This window comes from Pseudomonas sp. D8002 (assembly GCF_013385695.1).
Lineage (GTDB): Bacteria > Pseudomonadota > Gammaproteobacteria > Pseudomonadales > Pseudomonadaceae > Aquipseudomonas.
The window spans coordinates 62,274-79,293 of the sequence record NZ_JACAPM010000014.1; the positions used below are offsets into that span (position 1 = coordinate 62,274).

General features: G+C 61.0%; 12 protein-coding genes and 2 tRNA genes. 3 read left to right on the top strand and 11 right to left on the bottom strand.

What is annotated here, in order from left to right:
- Positions 1-50: 50 nt before the first annotated feature.
- Together HX807_RS08750 and rimO are read right to left on the bottom strand one after the other, a co-directional pair.
- Positions 51-524 (bottom strand): GNAT family N-acetyltransferase, encoded by a 474-nt coding sequence (locus HX807_RS08750; protein WP_003208626.1) that lies wholly within the window; start codon positions 522-524, stop codon positions 51-53.
- 103 nt (positions 525-627) lie between these two features.
- Positions 628-1,968, bottom strand: a complete 1,341-nt coding sequence (rimO, locus tag HX807_RS08755) for a 30S ribosomal protein S12 methylthiotransferase RimO (RefSeq protein ID WP_003208624.1) — start codon at positions 1,966-1,968, stop codon at positions 628-630.
- Positions 1,969-2,269: 301 nt separating this feature from the next.
- Between rimO and HX807_RS08760 the strand changes: the two genes are divergently transcribed.
- On the top strand, positions 2,270-4,171 hold the full coding sequence (locus HX807_RS08760; RefSeq protein WP_177049760.1) for a potassium transporter Kup: 1,902 nt from the start codon (positions 2,270-2,272) through the stop codon (positions 4,169-4,171).
- Positions 4,172-4,225: 54 nt separating this feature from the next.
- Here HX807_RS08760 and HX807_RS08765 read toward each other — a convergent pair whose 3' ends face one another.
- From HX807_RS08765 to HX807_RS08780, 4 genes are all read right to left on the bottom strand, one after another.
- On the bottom strand, positions 4,226-5,512 hold the full coding sequence (locus HX807_RS08765; protein WP_003208620.1) for a virulence factor family protein: 1,287 nt from the start codon (positions 5,510-5,512) through the stop codon (positions 4,226-4,228).
- Entirely contained in the window at positions 5,512-8,154 is a 2,643-nt protein-coding gene (mprF, locus tag HX807_RS08770; RefSeq protein WP_003208619.1) for a bifunctional lysylphosphatidylglycerol flippase/synthetase MprF, read from the bottom strand. The genes HX807_RS08765 and mprF overlap by 1 nt, the downstream gene beginning before the upstream one ends.
- A gap of 280 nt (positions 8,155-8,434) precedes the next feature.
- Positions 8,435-8,511, bottom strand: a tRNA-Met gene (locus HX807_RS08775).
- A gap of 206 nt (positions 8,512-8,717) precedes the next feature.
- Positions 8,718-8,794 (bottom strand) — tRNA-Met (locus HX807_RS08780).
- Positions 8,795-9,085: 291 nt separating this feature from the next.
- Between HX807_RS08780 and dinB the strand changes: the two genes are divergently transcribed.
- Entirely contained in the window at positions 9,086-10,144 is a 1,059-nt protein-coding gene (dinB, locus tag HX807_RS08785) for a DNA polymerase IV (RefSeq protein ID WP_003208617.1), read from the top strand.
- A gap of 115 nt (positions 10,145-10,259) precedes the next feature.
- Here dinB and HX807_RS08790 read toward each other — a convergent pair whose 3' ends face one another.
- From HX807_RS08790 to HX807_RS08805, 4 genes are all read right to left on the bottom strand, one after another.
- Positions 10,260-11,213 carry a hypothetical protein gene (locus HX807_RS08790; RefSeq protein WP_177049762.1) on the bottom strand — a complete coding sequence of 318 codons (954 nt, stop codon included), beginning with the start codon at positions 11,211-11,213 and terminating at the stop codon, positions 10,260-10,262.
- Positions 11,214-11,233: 20 nt separating this feature from the next.
- Entirely contained in the window at positions 11,234-12,949 is a 1,716-nt protein-coding gene (locus HX807_RS08795) for a proline--tRNA ligase (RefSeq protein ID WP_003208614.1), read from the bottom strand.
- Positions 12,950-13,128: 179 nt separating this feature from the next.
- The gene (locus HX807_RS08800) at positions 13,129-14,670 is read right to left on the bottom strand and encodes an AmpG family muropeptide MFS transporter (RefSeq protein WP_008433581.1); all 1,542 of its coding nucleotides are present in this window, start codon (positions 14,668-14,670) and stop codon (positions 13,129-13,131) included.
- Between the two features lie 43 nt (positions 14,671-14,713).
- Positions 14,714-15,028, bottom strand: a complete 315-nt coding sequence (locus HX807_RS08805; protein ID WP_218166212.1) for an MGMT family protein — start codon at positions 15,026-15,028, stop codon at positions 14,714-14,716.
- Between the two features lie 202 nt (positions 15,029-15,230).
- Between HX807_RS08805 and HX807_RS08810 the strand changes: the two genes are divergently transcribed.
- On the top strand, positions 15,231-16,238 hold the full coding sequence (locus HX807_RS08810; protein ID WP_003208606.1) for a DUF481 domain-containing protein: 1,008 nt from the start codon (positions 15,231-15,233) through the stop codon (positions 16,236-16,238).
- Here HX807_RS08810 and HX807_RS08815 read toward each other — a convergent pair whose 3' ends face one another.
- Positions 16,239-16,997 carry an SDR family oxidoreductase gene (locus HX807_RS08815; protein WP_003208604.1) on the bottom strand — a complete coding sequence of 253 codons (759 nt, stop codon included), beginning with the start codon at positions 16,995-16,997 and terminating at the stop codon, positions 16,239-16,241.
- Positions 16,998-17,020: the final 23 nt, after the last annotated feature.

Consider the following 17,020-nt stretch of genomic DNA (forward strand, 5'->3'; position numbering starts at 1 on the left):
GGGCGGCTATTGTACCTGTGTGGCGCCGGTTAATCCCGGCTCCATTTCATTTAGCCGCGACGCGCCTGTGGCTGGGCCTGGCGCAAACGCATGTGCAGCAACGGATAAGGCTGGCCCATGCCGTCATGGTCCGTGCGTCCGATCACCTCAAAGCCTTGCTTGAAGTAAAAGCCCAGGGCCTGCGGGTTCTGTTCGTTGACGTCCAGTTGATCGGCATTCATCGACTCGATGGCATAGCGCAGCAATTGCCGGCCCAGGCCCTGGCCACGGTGCTCGGGGTCGATAAACAGCATCTCGACCTTGCCCGCGGCCACCCCGGCAAACCCGGTGATGCGCTGGCGCGAGTCCTTGGTGCAGATCAGCATCACCGCGTCGAGGTAGCGGGTCAGCACCAGGTTTTTCAGCAACTCGATGTAACTGTCCGGCAGGAAGTCATGGGTGGCCCGCACCGAAGCCTCCCAGATGCGGGTCAGTTCCTGATAGTCGCTGGATTTGGGTGTATGGATAACCGAATGCTGACGCATGCCCGCTGCCCCTTGCCGATGATTGGCGCTGATGGGCAAAACGATAGACCTAAAAAAGCCCCGCATCTTGTCCAGAGGCAGGGCTTTTTCAATTCTTTACACCTTATGCGCGTTTTTCAGCCCACAGGTCGTACTCGTCGGCGTCGGTCACGGTGCACCAGACCTTGTCGCCCGGCTTCAGGCCGCTGGCATCGTCGATGAACACGTTACCGTCGATTTCCGGCGCATCGAAGAAGCAGCGGCCTACAGCGCCTTGCTCGTCGACTTCGTCGATCAGTACTTCGATCTCACGGCCGATGCGCAGTTGCAGGCGCGCCGAGCTGATGGCCTGCTGGTGCGCCATGAAGCGCTCCCAACGGTCCTGCTTGACGTCGTCCGGCACGATGGCAGCGTCCAGCAGGTTGGCCGGAGCACCTTCCACCGGCGAGTACTGGAAGCAGCCGACGCGGTCCAGCTGGGCCTCGGTCAGCCAGTCCAGCAGGTACTGGAAGTCTTCTTCGGTTTCGCCGGGGAAGCCGACGATGAAGGTGGAGCGGATGATCAGGTCCGGGCAGATCTCGCGCCAGTTCTTGATGCGCGCCAGGGTCTTGTCTTCGAAGGCCGGGCGTTTCATGGCCTTGAGGATTTTCGGGCTGGCGTGCTGGAACGGGATGTCCAGGTACGGCAGGATCTTGCCGGCGGCCATCAGCGGGATCAGCTCGTCAACGTGCGGGTACGGGTAAACGTAGTGCAGGCGCACCCATACGCCGAGGCTGCTCAGGGCTTCGCAGAGTTCGGTCATGCGGGTTTTCACCGGCGCGCCGTTCCAGAAGCCGGTACGGTATTTGACGTCGACGCCGTAGGCGCTGGTGTCCTGGGAGATCACCAGCAGCTCTTTCACGCCGGATTTGACCAGGCGCTGGGCCTCGTCCAGCACGTCGCCCACCGGGCGGCTCACCAGTTTGCCGCGCATCGACGGGATGATGCAGAAGCTGCAGCTGTGGTTGCAGCCTTCGGAAATCTTCAGGTAGGCGTAGTGGCGCGGCGTCAGCTTGATGCCCTGCGGCGGCACCAGGTCGATCAGCGGGTTGTGGTCCTGGCGCGGCGGCACTACGTCGTGCACGGCGTTGACCACTTGCTCGTACTGCTGCGGGCCGGTCACGGCCAGCACGCTTGGGTGCACGTTGCGGATGGCGCCTTCTTCCACGCCCATGCAGCCGGTGACGATCACCTTGCCGTTTTCCTTGATGGCTTCGCCGATCACTTCCAGGGACTCGGCCTTGGCCGAGTCAATGAAGCCGCAAGTGTTGACCACCACCACGTCCGCGTCCTGGTAGGTGGACACGACGTCATAGCCTTCCATGCGCAGTTGCGTAAGGATGCGTTCGGAGTCGACCAGAGCCTTTGGGCAACCCAGGGATACAAAGCCGACCTTGGGGTTGGCTTTTGCGATGGTGGTGGACATGTCTAACCTCGGTATTGAATGACGCCGCCCGTCGTGCACGAAAGGTGGCGGATGGGCACTTGGTGTGCCTCTGATCAAAAAGTGCGCAATTCTAGCGACGGGAATCGCTCTTGACCAGCTTTATGCAGGGAAATACGACGAGTGCTGCGCTATGCTTCGCGCCGTTGCACCTGAGTGAATTTCCTCGGTCAATAAATCGTCTGTAACGAGAAGTAAAACAGCGCATGCTGTGGACAGCATAGGCGCCCGCAGCAGGCGCGCTGTTTATAAAAGACCGCAGGTCAAAGGGCAGGAGTGGTTGATGGGTCAGGCAAGTAGTCAGGCAGCAGGTGCCGAGCAGTCCAACGCAAAGCCGATCGGCATGCTGGTGGCGGCAGTGGGGGTGGTTTACGGCGATATCGGCACCAGCCCGCTCTACACCCTTAAAGAGGTGTTTGCTGGCGGTTATGGGGTTCAGGTCAATCACGACGGGGTCTTCGGGATCCTGGCGCTGATTTTCTGGTCGCTGGTCTGGGTCGTTTCGATCAAGTACGTGCTGTTTATCCTGCGCGCGGATAACCAGGGCGAGGGCGGCATCATGGCCCTGACGGCTTTGGCCCGGCGGGCGGCGGCACCTTACCCCAAGTTGCGTTCGGTGCTGGTGATTCTCGGCCTGATCGGTGCGGCGCTGTTTTACGGCGACAGCATGATCACCCCGGCGATCTCGGTATTGTCGGCGGTCGAAGGCCTGGAACTGGCGTTTGATGGCCTTGAGCGCTGGGTGGTGCCGCTTTCGCTGGTGGTGCTGGTGGGGCTGTTCCTGATCCAGAAACATGGCACGGACCGCATCGGCAAGCTGTTCGGCCCGGTGATGGTGCTGTGGTTCCTGGTGTTGGCCGGCCTGGGCATCCATGGAATCATCCAGTACCCTGAGGTGCTCAATGCCCTCAACCCTGTTTGGGGCGTGCGCTTCTTCATCGTTCACCCTGGCATGGGCGTGGCGATTCTCGGTGCGGTGGTACTGGCATTGACCGGCGCCGAGGCGCTGTACGCCGACATGGGCCACTTCGGACGCAAGCCGATTGCCCGTGCCTGGTTCGCCCTGGTGCTGCCGGCGTTGGTGCTCAACTACTTTGGCCAGGGCGCGCTGCTGCTGGAAAATCCAGAGGCAGCCCGCAACCCGTTCTACCTGCTGGCACCGGAGTGGGCTCTGGTCCCGCTGGTGGCGTTGTCCACTTTGGCCACCGTGATTGCTTCCCAGGCGGTGATCTCCGGGGCGTTCTCCCTGACCCGTCAGGCGATCCAGCTCGGTTACATCCCGCGCATGCATATCCAGCACACTTCCAGCGCCGAGCAAGGCCAGATCTACATCGGCGCGGTGAACTGGTCACTGATGGTGGGCGTGATCCTGCTGGTGCTGGGCTTCGAGTCCTCCAACGCCCTGGCTTCGGCCTACGGTGTGGCGGTGACGGGCACCATGTTGATCACCAGCATTCTGGTGTCGGCGGTGATGCTGTTGCTGTGGAAATGGCCGCCGGTACTGGCTATCCCGGTGTTGATCGGTTTCCTGTTGGTGGATGGGTTGTTCTTTGCCGCCAACGTGCCCAAGATCGTGCAGGGTGGTGCGTTTCCGGTATTGGCGGGGATTGTGTTGTTTATCCTCATGACCACCTGGAAGCGCGGCAAGGAACTGCTGGTGGACCGGCTGGACGAAGGTGGGCTGCCGCTGCCGATCTTTATCAGCAGTATCCGTGTGCAGCCGCCTCATCGCGTGCAAGGCACGGCGGTGTTCCTGACCGCACGCCCGGATGCCGTGCCCCACGCCTTGCTGCATAACTTGCTGCATAACCAGGTGCTGCATGAGCAGGTGGTGCTGTTGACGGTGGTCTACGAAGACATCCCGCGTGTACCGGCCCAGCGTCGTTTCGAGGTCGATTCCTATGGCGAGGGCTTCTTCCGGGTGATCCTGCACTTTGGTTTCGTCGATGAACCGGACGTGCCCGAAGCGCTGAAGCTGTGCCATCTGGATGACCTGGACTTCAGCCCGATGCGCACCACCTACTTCCTCAGCCGCGAAACCGTGATCGCGTCCCGCATCAAGGGCATGGCGCGTTGGCGCGAAGGGTTGTTCGCGTTCATGCTGAAGAACGCCAACGGCAACCTGCGCTTCTTCAAGTTGCCGGTTAACCGGGTGATCGAACTCGGCACTCAAGTAGAAATGTAAGCCCAACAAAAAGCCCCCGGTGCCTTGCGGCAGCGGGGGCTTTTTTGTGGGCGCTTATTCGGCCGGGGTCTTGCCCTGGCGCTTCTCGATGATGTCTACCAGACGCTTGGCCAGCGCCGGGTAGTTCTCGTCGAAGTGATGGCCGCCAGGCAGCTTCACGGCTTCGCCGACAGCGGTCTTGTCGGTGCAGCCACTCTCGTCGACTTCTTCGGCACCGTAGATGCACACCACCTTGTCGGCCGGCAGCTTGGCCATTTCCGGGCCGGTCGCAGCTTCCTTGCCGGCGTTGCCCAGCCAGCCTTCCACTTCGATCTCGAAGCTGCCGGTGCGGGCGAAGGCCAGCAGGATGATCGCGTCTACACGCTGCTGCTCGTTTTCCGGCAGGCGGTTGTAGATGGCCGGCAGCACATCGGCGCCGAACGAGTAGCCGGTCAACACGAAGCGCTTGGTACCCCATTTCTGCCGGTAGTGCTGCATCAGCTCGGCGAGGTCCTTGGCGCTTTGTTCCGGGGTCTTGTGCTGCCAGTAGTAGCGCAGGGTATCGATGCCCACCACCGGGTAGCCGATCTTGGCCATTTCACCGGCCACGTCGCGGTCCAGGTCACGCCAGCCGCCGTCACCGGAGAGGAACAGGGTGACGGTGTCCTTGGCCTGGCCAGCCGGCACTTCGACCACCGGGATCGCCAGGCCGCCGTTGTCCGAGCCTACCAGTTGCTTGCGCAGCTCGTTGTTCAGCACTTGCGGGTAGTGAACGTCGTAGTCGCTGATGCTGGTGGTAGCACGCGGTGTATCGCGTACAAAACTGGCAGCATCGTCGTCAGGGTTATCGTTCCAGGCCACCAGCCAGCTACCGTGGGCCGAAGTCTTCGGCAACGGGTCGTTGCAGCCTGGCTGCGCCAGCGCGAAGCCGACGGAGATGGCATTGGCCTTGTCGTCGTTCTGTGCGGCCAGCCAGCGCCAGGCCAGGGCTGCGCCAGGGCCGATGCCGCTGACCAGGGTCGCCGGGCCGGCGAGCTGGCCGAGGGCGGTTTGCAGGGCTTGTTCCTGCAGCTTGCAGTCGTCCTTGGGCAGGATCACCTGGACGATCTGCGCTGCTCCGCCCTGGCTCAGGGCGATCAGTTGGCTGTCGGTCAGGGTTTCGTCGGCCAGCACGGCCACGGCCACGCGGGCCTTGGGCGCGGTACCCGGGGTGACGCGGGTCAGGACCGTGCCATCGGCCTGGGGCAGTTGTTCCAGAGTCGGTTGCGGTGCAGGGCGGTTCCAGTACCAGTAGCCGCCACCGAGGATCAGTGCCAGTACCACCAAAAATGCCAATACATACCGCCAGGAGCGTCGAATCATCAGCGTTTCACCAATCCAGTCAAGCCGCCCGCAATCAGGGCGGCGGTGTCGGCCAGTGCCACCAGCGGATCAAGTCCTGCGGGCACGGCCATATAACGGGGTTCCCAGTCAGGCTGGAACTTGTCTTTGAAGCGGCGCAAGCCTTGGAAGTTATACAGTTGCTCGCCACGGCGGAACACCATCGAGCCCAGGCGTTGGGTCAGCGGGGCGCCACGTCGTGGTTGCAGGCCCGACAACGGCACCATGCCGAGGCTGAAGCGGGCGTAGCCATGGTTCTTATAATGTTGAATCAGGCCGACCATCATGAATTCCATGGTCAGTTTCGGCGCGTCCGGGTGCGCACGCATCAGGTCGAGACTGGCCAGGTCGTGGCTGTAGGTCTCAAGCAGGTTCGCAAACGCTACCGGGCGCCCTTCGAAGCGAATGATCGCAATACGAAAGTGCTTGAGGTAGTCGTCGCTGAATCGTCCAAGGGAAAAGCCTTTTTCCCGCACGTTCTTGCCGGTCAGCCATGCGTCGGAGATGACTTTCAACTCCTCCATCGGGGCCTGGCCGGGTTCGTGGATCTCCAGGGACAAGCCATCACGGGTCCCGCGGTTCCAGGTGTAGCGCAGGTCCTTCATCTCTTTGCCCTTGGCTTCCAGGTCAAAGCGTTTGAGGTCGACCCGGGCTTCTTCACCCAGTTTGATCGCGGTGAGGCCGATGTCCATGTAGTACGGCAGGTTCTCCGCGCGCACCTGGTAGAACACCGGGCGGGCGTGGTGAATGTCGCACAGGTCGCGGAACTGCCAGATCATCTCGGCCCGTTGCAGGGTCGGGCCAATCGGATCGTACAAGGCCACCAGGCTGCGACCGCGACGAGCGTACATCAGGAACGCTTCGTCGTTGGGGTGAAACAGCAGGGCCTTGTCGCCGGTCAGCGCCAGGCCGCCGTCGGGTTGTGCGGAGTTCATCAGGATCTTGGTGGCGCGCTCCAGCTCATCCGGTGTCGGCAAGTGGATGATCGGGCGCGCGGTACGCAGCAGCCAGGTCAGCGACACCACCACCAGCACCACGGCCGCGCCCAGCAGCGAACGCAGGCCCCGCGGGGCGTTGGCGTCGAGGGTGAACTGCCACCACAACTGATGGCTATAGGGCACGTCCTGGTAGGCGAACAACAGCAGCCAGATCGACGCACCGAGTACGCACACGCTGGCCACCAGGTACAGCGGCGAGAACGGCAGTTCGGTCAGGCGGCTGGCGCGGTAGAACGAGCGCCGGAAGATCGCCAGCAGCACCGCCGTCATGGTCATCAGGCTGGCTTCTTCCCAGTCGAAACCCTTGAGCAGGGAGAGCAGGGCGCCGGTCAGCAGCAGCACCATGGTCAGCATCCACGCCGCGGACAACCGTCGACGCAGGCCCTGGGCCAACAGAAGGCAGAGCACGCCGATCAGGCTGGCACCAAAGTGCGAAGCGTCAATCAGGCGATGAGGAATCAGGAAGCCGATGTTTTCCAGGCGTGAGTCGATTTCCGGGGTTGCGCCGGAAAACAGCAGGACCACGCCTGACAAAAAAACCAGTACGGCCAGGATCGGCGCAGCGAGGCCCGAGGCCGCGCGCAGGCTTTGTTGCGTATGGAACAGGCGCTGGGCTTCGTTGACCAGCAGGAACACACAAGCGATCAACAGCGGCAGTACCACATAGATCATCCGGTACAGCAGCAGTGCGGCCGCCAGTGGCGCGGCACCGAGCTTGTCGGCGAAGGCAGCCAGCAGGATTGCTTCGAACACCCCGACGCCACCGGGTACATGGCTGAGCACACCGGCGGCCAGTGCCAGCAGGTACACCAGCAGGAACGGGCCAAAGGGCGGCGCTTCCGGCAGCAGCATATACAGCACGGTAGCGGCCGCAGCCACGTCGAGGGCAGTGATGATCAGTTGCAGGAAGGTCAGGCGACGGCCCGGCAGGCGCAAGGTGCGACGCCCAGCCTTGACCAGCAGGTTGTCCGGATACGGTTGTTCCGGCAGGCGGCGGCGGTAGATGCCGATGCACAGTGCGGCTGTTAACAGCAACACAGCGCCGGCGATACCGCCGAGCAGGCTGGCGGGTAGATGCAGGGCATTGGACGCGGCAGGCAGGTTGCTCAGGGTGGCCAGCGCAGCGAGCGGCGGCAGGGCGCAACCCAGGGCCAGGCTGGCAAACACGGTCATGCGCGCCACTTCCGAAGCGCCGATGCCATACCGTGCATATAAACGGTAGCGTACCGAGCCGCCCGAGAGCATCGACAGACCAATCGCGTTACCGATGGCGAATGCGGTAAAGCCGCCGTAGGCCAGGGTCTTGGCAGGCAGCTTCACGCCGGCATAACGGGCACCGGAAAATTCATAGCCCAACAAAATGATAAAGCCGGCGACAGCAGCACCGAACGCACCCAGCAGTGCAGGCTTGGGTACTTCAAGGATTGAATCGTGGAGCGCGTACAGATCCAGTTCAAGCAACAGGTGGCGACAGGCGATAAGGGCGATTGCGAACAGCAACAAGGTGACGGCCAGCCCGATGGGTTGGCGGTATTTGCTCAACAGATCCAGCCAGCGCAAACGGGTGGGAGTGATCGGTTGTGTCGCTGTGACAGAGTCTTGTGGTTCAGACGAGTTGGCGCGCATCAATCACCTCGTGGATTGTGCGCGACAGGATGGAGGTATCCAGCCAAGTTACCAATCCCTATGGACAAAATAATTACAAATATTAACGCGTATCGCGAAGTGCGGCGACAGCGCCCATTGGTCGTAGAAGGACAGTGCTTGAAGACTTAGCATAGCTTGCAATGAGATGGACTCTACAAACCGTGTACGGTTTCATGAAAGATGCCATGCCATTGTTTCAAAAGGACTTTTTCGTCAGATACAAAAAAGGCCACTCTTTCGAGCAGCCTTTTTTGATGTTTGGTTGCGGGAGCCGGATTTGAACCGACGACCTTCGGGTTATGAGCCCGACGAGCTACCAGACTGCTCCATCCCGCGTCTGTGTGGCGGCATTCTACAGAGCAACGGCGGGGTGTCAACCGTTAATCGAACGATGGGTCAAATAAGTGCAATTTAGCGTCGGATTGTCACGCGGGTGCGGTAAGTGCGCGATTGGGAAAGGTTTTTTGTCAGACAATCGACGCGAGGGCTAAAACAGACGGGCACAAAAAAGGCCACTCTATCGAGTAGCCTTTTTTGATGTTTGGTTGCGGGAGCCGGATTTGAACCGACGACCTTCGGGTTATGAGCCCGACGAGCTACCAGACTGCTCCATCCCGCGTCTGTGTGTCGGCATTCTACAGAGGAACGCGAGTGTGTCAACCGCTGATTCAAAGAAAAGCGCTTGTGGTTCAATCGGTTAGCTCTCCAAGGTGGCCCCTTGATAGGCCGCGGGGCCAGTCTGGCCGAGGCTTTCAGCTCTATTGGGGGGTGTGTTTCGATTGAGAAAATGAATTCACCTGTGAATTTTCCTACCGCTTAAGCGGAAGATTCAAACTACTGGTGCTATATACAGGTGTGAGTGAGATACTGCCGGCCTGTCCGTTTTCTGCCCAGAACCACTGCCTTATATATGACGCAGCGCAAAATCATCCACGTCGACTGTGATTGCTTCTACGCCGCCATCGAGATGCGCGACGACCCGACCTTGGCGCAAAAGCCCCTGGCTGTCGGTGGCTCGGCAGACCGTCGCGGGGTGATCGCCACCTGCAACTATGAAGCACGGGCCTATGGTGTGCGTTCGGCCATGTCGTCCCGCCATGCCCTGAAGCTGTGCCCGGACCTGACCATCGTCAAGCCGCGCATGGATGCTTATAAAGAAGCATCAAAGGAAATCCAGACGATCTTTCGCGACTACACCGACCTGATCGAACCGTTGTCCCTGGACGAAGCCTACCTGGACGTCTCCGACAGCCCGCATTTCGGCGGCAGTGCCACGCGCATTGCCCAGGACATTCGCCGGCGGGTCTCCAACCAGTTGCACATCACCGTTTCCGCGGGCGTGGCGCCGAACAAGTTTCTCGCCAAAATCGCCAGCGACTGGAAAAAGCCCAACGGACTGTTTGTGATCACCCCCGACCAGGTGGAAGACTTTGTCTCGGCGCTGCCGGTGAAAAAGCTCCACGGCGTGGGCAAGGTGACGGCCGACAAGTTGGCGCGGCTGGGGATCGAGGACTGCCTGCAACTGCGGGAGTGGAACAAGCTGGCGCTGGTGCGAGAGTTCGGCAGTTTTGGCGAGCGGCTTTGGAGCCTGGCGCGTGGGATTGATGACCGTGTGGTGCAGAACGACAGCCGCCGGCAATCCATCAGCGTGGAAAATACCTACGATGTCGACCTGCCGGACTTGCCCAGTTGCCTGGAAAAACTGCCGGAGCTGATGGACACCCTGGCCGGGCGCATGGCGCGCATCGACAGCAGTTATCGGGCGGGCAAGCCGTTCGTCAAAGTGAAGTTTCACGACTTTACCCAGACGACCCTGGAGCAGGCGGGGGCGGGGCGGGACCTGGAGAGCTACCGGCAGTTGCTGACCCAGGCGTTCAATCGCGGCGACAAGCCGGTGCGATTGCTGGGAATAGGCGTGCGTTTGCTGGATTTGAGCAACGGCAACGAGCAGCTCCAATTCCCCTGGTAGAAACCGAAAACCAAATGTGGGAGCGGGCTTGCTCGCGAATGCGGTGTGTCAGTTGACGCATGTGCTGGCTGACACGCCGCATTCGCGAGCAAGCCCGCTCCCACATTTAAAGGCTTCAGCGTGCTCCGGGATCCGCCACCAGGCGTCCGGCATCCTTGGTCAAGGCCTGCAGGAATTCCTGCTGCAACTCCGGATCATTGCGGGTCAGTTCGATCAGGCTCTGTTCCAGCTCGCTGGCTTCTTCTTCCAGGCCCAGCTCCGACAGGCGCTTGACCCGGTGCACCCACTCGTTGACCTCGTCGTCTTCCAGGTCGTCATAGATCAAACCGTGAGCTTCGAGCAATTTGCCCCGCAGGGTGCCGCTGATGGCCAGGGATGAGTCCGAGTGCACGTCATCCTGGGCATCTTCAACACTGATCTTCAGGGTGCTGATGCGGTTCAGGTCCTGCTCGGCAAGCGGGCTGTCCAACAGGTTCAGGCGCAGCACGCCATCGCGGTCGGTGGTCAGCTCATGGGTTTGCTTGCCGGCAGTCACCTGTACCGGGCGCTCGCTCCAGGGCAGGCTCGAATACTCCACGCGCTTGTCGCGCTGGACTTCATCGATACCCGCCAGGTTCTGTTGCGCACGGCCGTTGGATTGCACGTTCATGAACGGGTTGATCCCGTCCACGCCATAGCTGAGCCAATCCCGGGTCATGCTGGCAGGCAGGTTGCCCAGGGCAAACACGTTCGCCACGTTGGCGCCGACGCCCGCCACCAGCGCGACCGCGCCCAGGGGCATCTCATAGAGTTTGCGCCAGGGCTGGTAGGGCGTGTAGCGGTCGTAGCGACGGGTAACTTCGAACTCGGTGACCTCAAAGGTCTTTTGCTCGTGAATGCGCACCCGGCGTTGCGGCAGCTCCAGCACCTTCGGCTCGCCCACGTCGATCTGCAGGCTGTGATCGAGCAATTTGCGCTCGATGCGTTCCTCGTGCTCGCTGCGTTGCGACATTTGGTTGGCGCAGCCGCTGACCAGCAGGGCGCCACATAACGTGGCGCCCCCCAGGGCTATGGTGTTTCGCTTGAACATGACGACTCTTGATCTGGTTTTCAGCGACGAATACGCGCCTGAAGGAAAGACAGCACGTCAGCCACCGGCAACGGTTGGGCCTCGGCTTCGGTCCGGCTCTTGTATTCCAGATTGCCATCGGCCAGGCCGCGGTCACTGACCACGATCCGGTGCGGGATGCCAATCAATTCCATGTCGGCGAACTTGATGCCTGGGCTGGTTTTCTTGTCCCGATCATCCAGCAGCACTTCAAAACCGGCAGCCGTGAGTTCGGCATACAGTTTGTCGGTGGCTTCGCGTACTTGCTCGGTTTCGTAGCGCAGCGGTACCAGGGCAACCTGGAATGGCGCCAGGGCGTCGCTCCAGATGATGCCTTTCTCGTCGTTGTTCTGCTCGATGGCAGCCGCAACCACGCGGGATACGCCAATGCCGTAGCAGCCCATTTCCAGGGTGATCGGCTTGCCGTTCTCGCCCAGCACTTCGCACTTCATCGCCTTGCTGTACTTGTTGCCCAGCTGGAAGATGTGCCCGACTTCGATGCCGCGCTTGATTTCCAGGGTGCCCTTGCCGTCCGGGCTCGGGTCGCCGGCCACCACGTTGCGCAGGTCGGCCACGGTCGGAACCGGCAGGTCGCGTTCCCAGTTCACGCCGAAGTAGTGCTTGTCATCGATGTTCGCACCGATGCCGAAGTCGCTCATCAGCTCTACCGAACGGTCGATGATGATCGGCAGTGGCAGGTTCAGCGGGCCGAGGGAGCCAGCGCCGGCGCCAATGGCATCACGCAGTTCTGAGTCGGTGGCCATGACCAGCGGGCTGGCAACGCCTGGCTGCTGGGCGGCCTTGATTTCGTTGAGCTCGTGGTCGCCACGGATTACCAGGGCGATCAGCTTGCCTTCTTCCTCGGCGCGCACGATCAGGGTCTTGATGGTCTTTTCAATCGGCAGATTGAATTTCTCCACCAGGGCCGCGATGGTCTTGGTCTCGGGTGTGTCCACCAGGCGCAGCTCTTCGCTTGGCGCAGGGCGGGAAGTTTCCCGTGGCACGGCTTCGGCTTTCTCGATGTTTGCCGCGTAGTCGGAACCGTTGCTGAACACGATGTCGTCTTCACCGGACTCGGCCAGCACGTGGAACTCGTGGGAGCCGGCACCGCCGATGGAGCCGTTGTCCGCTTCAACCGGGCGGAATTTCAGGCCCAGGCGCGTGAACACATTGCAGTAGGCGGTGTGCATGCGGTCGTAGGTGACCTGCAGGGACGCCTGGTCAGCGTGGAACGAATAGGCGTCCTTCATGATGAATTCGCGGCCGCGCATCAAACCGAAGCGTGGGCGGATTTCGTCACGGAACTTGGTCTGGATCTGATACAGGTTGAGGGGCAGCTGCTTGTAGCTGCTCAACTCGTTGCGCATCAGGTCGGTGATCACTTCTTCGTGGGTCGGGCCGGCGCAGAAGTCCCGACCATGACGATCCTTGAAGCGCAGCAATTCAGGGCCGTACTCTTCCCAGCGCCCGGATTCCTGCCACAGCTCAGCCGGTTGGGTGCTCGGCATCAACACTTCCAGAGAGCCGGCAGCGTTCATTTCTTCACGAACGATGGCTTCGACCTTGCGCATCACCTTCAAGCCCATGGGCAGCCAGGTGTACAGGCCCGAGGCCAGTTTGCGGATCATGCCGGCGCGCAGCATCAGCTGATGGCTGATCACGACCGCGTCGGAAGGCGTTTCTTTCTGTGTGGCGAGCAAATATTGACTGGTGCGCATGGTAGGCCGTTGTCGGTTGCTTGGACTTGAAATGACTTGGGATTGTACGGGCGCTTGCTGCCGACGTACAGGCATCTGGTTGCTGGAGCATGGCTTCTGTGGGAGCTGGCATGCCTGCGATGCAGGCAACACGGTGTGTCAGTTACACCGCAGTGATGCAATCGCAGGCAAGCCAGCTCCTACAGTGATTCGTTTTCCTCGGGAGGATTCAAGCGAATCCGCCGGCTTTCCTGAAACCAGTGCAAGGCGATCAGGACCAACGTCGGCACACCCAGCAGGCAGGTGATCATGAAGAAGTTGTGGTAACCGAACTTCTCGACCATCACCCCCGAATACCCGCCGATCAAGCGCGGCAGCAGCAGCATGATCGAGCTGAGCAGGGCGTATTGGGTGGCGGAGAACTTCAGGTTGGTCAGGCTCGACAGGTACGCGACAAACGCCGAGGTCGCCATGCCGGAACTGAAGTTGTCCAGGGAGATGGTGAAAATCAGCATCTGCAGGTCCGGGCCCATGTCGGCGAGCATCACGAACAGCAGGTTGGTGCCGGCCGATGCAATGCCGCCGATGAACAGGATCGGCAGAATCCCGAAGCGCACGATCAACAGGCCACCCATGCCGGCGCCCAGCAGGGTCATGATCAGGCCGAAGACTTTGCTGACACCGGCGATCTGGTCCTTGGTAAAGCCCTGGTCGATATAGAACACGTTGGCCATTACGCCCATTACCGTGTCCGACATGCGGTAGGTGGCAATCAGCCCCAACAGCAGGAAGGCCTGCCAGCGGTAGCGCAGGATAAAGTCGTTGACCGGCGTGAGCACCGGCGCCAGGCCCCGGCGGCCCATGGTCGACAGGCACAGCGTGGTCAGGATGATGTAGAGGATGGCCCGCAGGAACGCGCGATCTTCCAGCAGCAGGTCCAGCAGGCTGACCCCATGGAACAGCACGCTGGCGAAATCAGTGTTGTACAACTGGGTGAACATCGCCGGCACCGAGACCAGCAGCACGATCAACACGAACACCGAGACCAGCTGGTGAGCAAAGCTGTAGCGCCCGGCCTGCAATTGGGTACGCAGCGGCACATTGGGTTCGCGCATGAACAGCGTGGTCAGCAGCGCAGGCACCATCAGTGCACCAAACAGCACGTACGTACCGGCCCATGCCGAGTGCTTGTAGTTGAACCCGGTGGAACCGAAGCCTTCGGCAAAAAACAGCGCACCTGCGGTGGCAAGCAGCGCGGCCACGCGATAACCGGACATATAGCTGGCGGCAAGCGCGGCCTGCTGGCTGTCGCTGGCGATTTCCAGGCGGTAGGCGTCTACGGCGATGTCTTGCGTGGCGGAAGCGAAGGCCACGATCACGGCGATGGCGATCAGCCAGGACAGATGCTTTTGCGGATCACAGAAACCCATGCCGATCAATCCGAGGATCACCAGCGTCTGGGACAGTACCAGCCAGGAGCGACGACGTCCGAGCTTGCCGAGCAGTGGCAGGCGCCATTGGTCGAGCAGGGGCGACCAGACCCACTTGAAGGCATAGGCCAGGCCGATCAGGCTCGCATAACCGATGGTTTCGCGGGCCACGCCGGCCTCGCGCAACCATACCGAGAGCGTCGAGAACACCAACATGTAAGGCAAGCCGGCAGCAAAGCCGAGCAGCAACAGCACTAACGTCGAGGGGCTGGCATAGGCGGCGAGCGCGGCGCGCCAGGTTTTACGGGGCATGGGCTGGAGTCTGCCTCAGAATTACGCAAATAAAGCGCGCACTCTAACCGCTGTGCTCTACCGGGCGCCAGCCATGACGCTGAATATCAACACGATTGTTCAGGATGCTGACGCCTTCGCCGCGCAAACGCGCACGTTGCTCGTCACCCGAGGCACTGCCCACCGGCAGACTTATCCGACCACCGGCACCCAGCACGCGATGCCAGGGCAATTTGGTGTCCTCGGGCAGTTGGCTCAGGGTGCGACCCACCCAACGTGCGGCGCGACCCAAACCGGCGAGGTGTGCCAGCTCCCCGTAGCTGATCACGCAGCCTTCGGGCACTTGGGCGAGGGTCAGGTACAGCACAGTGCGGCGCATTTCAGCGGGGCTTTGTGGAGCGTCGGTCAGTTCGTTCACGGTGGCATATCCGATGAAAATATCCGTCTATTTGTAAGAAATTTCTGCAAAATGGGGGGCTGAGAGCGGAACTCGATACGAATACCCGAGTCAGTCCTTGCTAAGAAGTTATCCACCCCGATAATGCCCGTTTTTTCGTCAAACTCGAGCCCCATATCCGCTTATGTTGTCCAGAACCCTGCTGTGCCTCGCTGTCTTCAGCGCCTCCACCCCGTTGCTCGCCGACACCGTCTGGTTGAAGAACGGTGACCGCCTGACCGGCAAGATCAAGGTTTTCGACGGTGGCAAGCTGCTGATCCAGACCGACTATGCCGGCGCGATCCCGGTGGACTGGAAGCAGGTCAAGACCCTGGAGAGCGATCAGGAATTGCTGGTCAAGCAGGATGCCTACAGCGGTGAGAAGGCCAAGTCCCTGCAGCCGGCCGACGATGGCAAGGTCATCCTGGCCAACGGCGAGGCGCCCAAGACCGTCGAGCTGGCGAGCATCCAGCAGATCATCAAGCCCAAGCCGGTGATCGAGGACCTGGTGTGGAAGGGCAATGTCGATATGGCGCTGGACTACAAGCGCGCGGAAAAAGACACCAACGACTACGACATCGACTTCAAGACCACTGCCCGCCATGGCCAGTGGCGCCATACCGCCGAGGGCGAGTACAACCGCGAATTCCAGGACGACGTGACCACCACCGACAACTGGGCGCTGGAGTACGACCTGGACCGGTTTATTACCGAACACTGGTTCTGGCAGGGCCGCTTGACCTACAAGCGCGACAAGGTCGAGGACCTGTCCCGCCAGCGCACCGTGGGTACCGGCCCGGGCTACCAATTCTGGGATGACGAACTGGGCGCGTTTTCCCTCGGTTCGCTGGTCAACCGCACCGACTATGAATACCAGGACGGCGGCAAGGACAACTTCTATTCGCTGGCCATGAAGTGGAACTACAACCGCTACCTGGTGGGCAAGACCGTTGAATTCTTCACCAATGGCGAAGTGGGCAAGCCGCTGGCCGGGCCGTCCGAGTACTCCCTGGATGCGGAAATGGGCTTGCGCTACAAAGTCACAGAGTGGGCCTCCCTCAACCTCAAGGCCGAGCGCGACATTATTAGTGGCGACTCGGAAAGCGCGTTGAGCAAGACCCGCTACACCGCAGGGTTCGGCGTCGCTTGGTAATTAAAGGCGTAACCCGCCGTCCATTTCCAGAATCCGCCCGGTGTAGTAGTCGTTCTCGAAGATATACGCCGCTGAATGGGCAATCTCCTCAGGCCGCCCCATGCGCTTGAGGGGAATGCCGGCGGTCATCTTCTCCAAGGCCTCGGGCTTCATGCCCAGGGTCATCTCGGTCTCGATAAACCCCGGTGCGATGCCCGCCACGCGGATGCCGTAGCGCGCCAGCTCCTTGGCCCAGGTCACAGTGGCGGCCGCTACACCGGCCTTGGCGGCGGAGTAGTTGGTCTGCCCGACATTGCCGGCCCGCGAGATCGACGAGATGTTGATAATGGTGCCCTGGTTCTTCAGCTCCACCATTTTCGCCGCCACCTCACGGGTGCACAGGAACACCCCGGTGAGGTTGACATCGATCACCGCCTGCCACTGGGCCAGGCTCATCTTGGTCATCTCGCCGTCCTTGACCTTGAGCAGCAAGCCATCACGCAAGATCCCGGCGTTGTTGATCAAGCCGTTGATCGCACCGAAGTCTTCGGCGATCTGTGCCACGGTGTGGGTCACCTGCTCTTCATTCGCCACGTTGCACAGATAGGCGCGTGCCTTCACCCCATGGGCCTGGCAGGCGGCCACCGCCTGGTCGAGTTTTTCCTGATTGAGGTCCACCAGCGCCAGGTTGGCACCTTTGGCGGCAAAATACTCGGCCATGGAGCGGCCCAAACCCTGGCAACCGCCGGTGATAATGATTACTTTGTCGTTGAGATGCATTCGCAAGTCCTGTGGGCAGAATT